Genomic DNA, 6244 nt, shown 5'->3' with positions numbered 1-6244 from the left:
TCAAGGTGCATGGAATACCATAAAAACCATTGCGAAAAATCCACAAATAAATATTATAAGTATAATTCAGAATCGAGAAGCGGTTTGTTTCATAAAGGGCAGAAATCAAAAACCTTGCTCGAAGCCTTTAATGGTAGAGATTATCGTATTTCGATTTGTCATGATGACGTGTTTGATAAACCCATAATTATGCGTGTAATAGATAAAACCCGTGACCAGGTTTTATATGATAATAGTAATGACAACTATGCCCAGGATTTTGAATTTACAGTTACTACAAGTATTGACCTGTGGATTGAAATAGAAGTGCAGGGAGATTCACCGCTCACAGGGATAGATAGTAAATCAATTATTCGTCGTGACTCTAATGTAGGATGTGTAGGATTGCTCATAGAATATATGGTAACGCCCCGAAAAGGCTTTTAATAGCAATTGCAACAACCTTTTTGTTGCATTTGGGCACCAGTGCCTTCACGCAGGATTGCATCAATTTTCATCAGAAATATTGCATTTCCTATCAGGAACAGGGGTATACACCGATGCCTCAATCCAGAAGTTTTCATTTAACTAAAGGTGGTTTTGCGAGACAAAAAGTCCGGCTTAACGATGGCCAGGATTATCACGTGAGTTTTGCTGTTGATGATGTGTTTGCCCAGCAACTGTACGTGCAAATTATTGATGATGATTCTGGTGATGTGCTATATGACAATACGGAGGACGATATGAACCTGAATCTTGAATTTAGTGCAGTAAAAGAAGTTAATGCCAAAATTTATATTGAAACACCTTCAGCAGTAGTGCAGGACACACTGCATGAAATCAGCGGCTGTATTGGCCTGCTTATCGAAACGCGGCCAACACCACCTACCGGCTTTTCAGAATAGTTTTTAACTCTTCAGCCATCTTTTTTGTATCAATACCCAGGGCACATTCGAAAGTACCCACTGGACAAGCCTTTTTACCATGCAAACCGCAAGGTCGGCAACTTAATGGATATTCAATTTGCACAACCTTCCCGTTATCACTTAGCGGGCCAAAACCGAATTCGGGTACGGTAGAGCAAAATATAGCTCTTACCGGCGCATTAACAGCCGAAGCCAAATGAAGCGGCGCTGAGTCGTTTACATAGTTCATTACAGCGTGCTCCATCAATGCAGCAGATTCCAATAGCGACAATTGTCCGCAAAGATCATGAATTACAGTTTTTTTTGTACCCCTTTTTATATTTTCTACAAGCTGGCTATCTGATGGTGCTCCCAACATGTAAACAGGTAGTTCAGGTGGTAATTGATCTAAAAACTCCACCCACTTTTCAGCCGGAAATTGTTTGGTGTACCATACAGATGCCGGCGCAATACAAATATAGGGTTTTTCCTTAAACTTACTGATTTGCTTATAGTTATCAACGCCTGGCTGTAATATTGGTTTAAGAACCCTTGTGTCGGTAAACGAGGAAATTAAGTTTTGGTTGCGATCGGTTTCATGCAAACCATTGCCGATTTCGTGTTTGGCTTTATATGTAAATAAAAACGAGAGAGGATTTTTATCGAACCCATAGGTATATTTACCACGGCTCAGGCTTGTTAGAATGCCCGATGATAGAAATCGCTGTAAATTAATTACTCTGTAATAACGTTCTTGTCTAATTTGTTTAATCAGATGCCATAAATTGCGGTGTTTACCATTTTTCTTATCCCAAACCCATACGCTGTTGATGAAATCCAGGTTTGCAACAAGCGATTCGTTTCCTTTGCGTACCAGGTAATCTATTTGTGCATTAGGGTTTTTTTGTGCAATTTTATGCGCAACGGCCGTCGATAGAATTACATCGCCTATAAATGCCGTTTGTATGATGAGTATCTTTTCCAAATTTATTGATTTAGGCCATTAGTTATGCAAAGCATATTCGATAATATTGGCACCCATTTGTAAAGCCTCGCGGTGTTTTTCCGGGCTGTCGTTGTGCACCGAAGGATCTTCCCAACCATCGCCCAAATCACTTTCATAGCTGTAAAATAGGAGTACCCGGCCTTTGTGCAGAATTGCAAAGCCTTGTGGAGCTTTACCATCGTGCCGGTGTATTTTGGGCAGCCCGCTTTTGAATTTAAATGTCTGATGATAAATAGGATGGGCGTATGGAAGTTCAATCAACTTTTTGTCTGGGAATAGTTTCTGAAGCTCTCGTCTGATATATTTATCCATTCCATAGTTGTCGTCGATATGCAGAAAGCCACCGGCAAAAAGATATTCCCGCAGGTTTTGTCTTTCAGTTTCATTAAAAATAACATTACCATGTCCTGTCATATGTACATATGGCACGTTAAACAAATCAATATCACCAGGTGCAACCTCCAGGTATTCGATGTCGAAATTGGTGTTGAGTTCCTGGTTACAAAACCGGGCCAGATTGGGAAGAGCAGTAGGATTGGCATACCAATCGCCACCGCCATTGTATTTCAAAAGTCCGATTTGTATTTGCTGGCTCTGCAAAGTCATACTTAAGCCGAGCAATAAAACGAATATTAGATTTTTTTTATTCATGGTGCATTGCTACTATTGTTGCAGAAACAACTCCTGCGGTTTCAGTTCTTAGCCTGTTCGATCCCAGGCTCACTGTTTTATATCCTTGCTGAAGGGCATCCTGGTGTTCTGATTCGGTGAAACCACCTTCGGGGCCCACAAGAATCAGATTTTCTTTTGCATGAATCAGGTTTTTCAGATGCGCACTCTTTGTACCAAGGTATGCAATATACTTGCCTGAAATGTTTTGCCCTGTAATAAATTCATTGAAAGAAATAGGTGGGTTTAACAAAGGCTTCCATGCCTTTTTCGACTGTTTTGTGGCCGCAATAACGATTTTCTCAAGCCGATCAGCCCTAAGCTGCTTGCGTTCAGAATGACTGCAAATTATCGGGGTAATTTCAGATATGCCAATCTCTGTTGCTTTTTCCAGGAACCATTCAAAACGGCTTATGTTTTTCGTCGGGGCAATGGCAATATGCAACTTATTTAGCGATTTCGGGAAATTCTCTATGTTGATATTTGAAAATTCAATGTGCCTTTTTTGAAAAGATTGAACAGTAGCTGTAGCTACATTACCTCTACCATCAGTTAAGGTGATGTTGGTATTTATGCTTATTTTAAGTACCTTAGATATATGATGAAACTCATCTTTCCCTAAAATAATTTTATTTGGACTGATTTTATCTGCATAAAAATAGTATTCTTGCGTTGCCCTCTTTTGCATTGCTTAAAGCAGTTTAATTAATCTTCTTGTTCGTTTTCGTCTTTTTCTTCCTGCTGGGTTGCTTTACCATTGTTTTCGGGTGTTTTATCCCCGGGTGCTTCCTGGGGTTCTTCTGGTTCTTGCTCGGCCTCTCTGAAATCTTCAAGGAACCGATTTTTATCGCGCATTGAACCCAAATGGTAATAAAATTTGGGCTCTCCACGGTCTACATCCTGCCGCCTTTGACCGGCCCTCAGGTCGTTGATGATTTCATTGAATGCCGGATCGCTCGATACAGCCATCATAATGCCCCGTTTATATTTGAAAAAGAACCAGTAAGAAGGACTTAACTCCAGGTATATAGCAAAATAATCCCCGGTTCGCGATGTGCCGGTCTGTATGGCACCTTTAACTTTTTTATTGACCTGAATATCCATAATACTCGTAATACCGATATCGCCAAAAGAATGGAAAGTACCATCGCGTTGCACCCATTTAAAATTGGCATTTGATATTACCAGCGTATGTTTCAGTTCATTCGGGAAATTTTTATAGGCCCCAAAGAGTTTTTGTTCATTGAGCAGCTGGTCAGTAAGCTTATAGCCCACCAGATGCTTCAATCCGTTTCTGTAACGTTCCGACAACATATTTACTGGTTCCAGACCGGTAAAATTTTTCATGGTATCGGCCATATATGTCAATCCTTCGGGTGTGAAGAAGAAATCAATGGCCATGAACAGGTCCATAATAACCTCGTTACGGTCGTGAAAATAGTTTATGTTTCCAAAGTTATTGAATGTTACCTGCCCGTAATCTCCTGTAAACGACAACTCGCCTTCTCCATATAGGTTGCAGGTTTCTGTATTGGCTGAGATGTAATTAAGTAAAGTATCATTATCAGAGAGTTTTGCTTTCTGGGCAATTTCATATTTTTTACCATATTCGTCGTATTGCAAATAGCCATTAGCCGTTGAAATGTAATAATTGGTATAGTGATGCCGCCTGGTAAAGAAGCGGGGCAGAATGTGAATCGAATCATGTTCGAGCATAATACCTTTATAAAGGCGGTTATTATTAATATCTGTAGTTACAGAATCAACCGGAATTTGAATTGCTTCCGGATTGAGGGTTTCTTTAAACTTAACCCAGTGCTTATCATAAACCTGGCAATTCTTTGACGCCATGAAATGCCCGTCGTAGGTCAAGTGTTTTTGCCGGGCATCCAGATATACATCTCCGCGATATGCAAATGCGGGACTGAGCGTAAAGTTATCGTCGCCCAGTATTTTTCCTCTTGCATAGGTATTTTCTGTTGAATCTACGCTAATGATATCAAAACGTATTTGCTGCTTTGTTTCGTTTTTATCGATATAGTCATAATACCCACTTGCAGAGTACATTTTACGTGAAGTTATATTTACTGTAGCATCGTAAAACTGGTGGTACTTTGTTTCATTATTTGCCTGTATTTCAGCATTGGCAAGAGTTTTATATTTGGCATCGGGTTTAATTGTAAAATCGCCATCGCCCGGGTAAACAGTAACATCGGCCACTTCAATAAATTTAACTCCGTGCGATGCAATGATGTTTTCGTCTAAATCCATTTCTGTGGTTGGCGAAACATAGTTTAATTCATACTGGAGCGGATGTGTTGAAACAAAAAGATTTCCTCTTGGGTGACGCTTATCGGGTGTAGCCTGGAGTATATGTTTGCCTTCTTCGAACCGGTGTACAGATGATCCTTTAAGTGCAAGCGCATTTTCATCTATGCTCCATTCAAATGTATTGACAAAGGCTTTATATTTATTAAGCGGGAAAAATATGGGTTTAAGCGGGGAGAGGGCCTCAAAACTTGCTGTACGCGATGGGAAATCTACCCTTGTTTGAATGCTGTCGGCTTCAAATGCCAGTAAATCCTCTTCCATACCCTCGATTTTAAAATCGGTTACATCCGCAGTGGTTTGGTCGGCTAAGAAATGATAGTTCTCAGACCGGAACCTACCTTTATCGAGCTTAAAGTGGCCTTTACCGTTAATTCCAGCAGGAGTTACATAAAAAGTACCTTTCAATTGACCCTGGTCAGCATACAATGAAGCGCGTTCATCCTGGTTGGTCATACAAATCATATTATCTTCGGTTTGTTTCCAGAGTATGTTGAGCTGTTCAGCACTAATTTGCGGAGATTCGAAAGGTGCTTTTTGCTTTTTATTTTCAAAGCGGTTTGCCAGCGTACGCATGGTATCGGGGTAGAACTTAAACTCATCAGACCAGGCTGTAGATGTAAGATATTCAAGTTTACCATCTCCTTTAAGTCCCTCATTGCTCATTGCCAGAGAATCATAATACCGGCCTTTCCCCTGGTAAACGGGCAGTCCTGCATCAGCTATGACATGGTCAAATCCCAGGGAATTGTCCTCCTTCAGTTTAAGTTCTTCATCAATAGGTGGAAAAATTCCGCCTGCGTGAAAGGTTCCGGTGTATTTCATACCCTCGGCATCGAAACTGTTCAGGCTATCGATTTCGTAGGGATCAATGCGGAAGTAAAATGTATCTCTTTTATAAACGCCCTGGGCAATACTTTTTGCATCATAATACACATAAGAGTCTTTTGTGGAGCGGAAAATGGGATATTCCGGGTTGTCCTTAATTCCTGATTTGTTGCCCGGGTCATCAATAAACACATTTCCTGTAATATTTTCGATGGTACTCATTACAGGTTTAAAAACCGGATCACCATAGTTATCGTAATAATCAACTACTTTGATGTGTAGCGAATCTATATGTTCCAAATCCACACCAAAAGATTCATAATCGAAATGAAAGCTGTTCCCGAAGAATGTATAATATCCTGTTTCAATCACGCCGGCAAAATCAATACTTCGGTTTTTCTTTAAAACAATTTCTTCTTGTTTGGGAAAAATGTTAACACTCTTGGCATCAGAAATATGCACTTGCGGGACACCATTCACAAAAATATCGAAATTCCGCAAATTCAATACGGCATTTTGAGTATTGCCC

Annotated in this window: 6 protein-coding genes; 2 read left to right on the top strand and 4 right to left on the bottom strand. The window is 40.2% G+C overall.

The window, feature by feature from the left end; translation table 11 throughout:
* Positions 1 to 426: hypothetical protein (locus VJ937_RS08060; protein ID WP_324066385.1), on the top strand; the 426-nt coding region annotated here is incomplete at its 5' end.
* Between the two features lie 23 nt (positions 427 to 449).
* Positions 450 to 884 (top strand): hypothetical protein, encoded by a 435-nt coding sequence (locus tag VJ937_RS08055; protein WP_324066384.1) that lies wholly within the window; start codon positions 450 to 452, stop codon positions 882 to 884.
* On the opposite strand, the gene VJ937_RS08050 is transcribed toward VJ937_RS08055, so the two are convergent.
* The 4 genes from VJ937_RS08050 to VJ937_RS08035 all read right to left on the bottom strand — a co-directional run.
* The gene (locus VJ937_RS08050) at positions 865 to 1869 is read right to left on the bottom strand and encodes a glycosyltransferase family 9 protein (RefSeq protein ID WP_324066383.1); all 1005 of its coding nucleotides are present in this window, start codon (positions 1867 to 1869) and stop codon (positions 865 to 867) included. The two genes, VJ937_RS08055 and VJ937_RS08050, sit on opposite strands and share 20 nt — an antisense overlap.
* Before the next feature lie 18 nt (positions 1870 to 1887).
* On the bottom strand, positions 1888 to 2541 hold the full coding sequence (locus VJ937_RS08045) for a DUF4159 domain-containing protein (RefSeq protein WP_324066382.1): 654 nt from the start codon (positions 2539 to 2541) through the stop codon (positions 1888 to 1890).
* Positions 2534 to 3247, bottom strand: a complete 714-nt coding sequence (locus tag VJ937_RS08040) for an RsmE family RNA methyltransferase (protein ID WP_324066381.1) — start codon at positions 3245 to 3247, stop codon at positions 2534 to 2536. Before VJ937_RS08040 ends, VJ937_RS08045 begins: the two co-directional genes overlap by 8 nt.
* Positions 3248 to 3264: 17 nt before the next feature.
* The coding region (locus VJ937_RS08035; protein WP_324066380.1) for a hypothetical protein at positions 3265 to 6244 on the bottom strand (2980 nt) is incomplete at its 5' end.

This window comes from Salinivirga sp. (assembly GCF_035268865.1).
GTDB lineage: Bacteria > Bacteroidota > Bacteroidia > Bacteroidales > Salinivirgaceae > Salinivirga.
This window is presented reverse-complemented; position numbering and strand designations above follow the sequence as displayed.

Excerpts from the sequence above, each read along its gene's own strand:
- VJ937_RS08045 (WP_324066382.1), bottom strand. The coding sequence starts at position 2,541 with ATGAATAAAAAAAATCTAATATTCGTTTTATTGCTCGGCTTAAGTATG.
- VJ937_RS08040 (WP_324066381.1), bottom strand. The coding sequence starts at position 3,247 with ATGCAAAAGAGGGCAACGCAAGAATACTATTTTTATGCAGATAAAATC.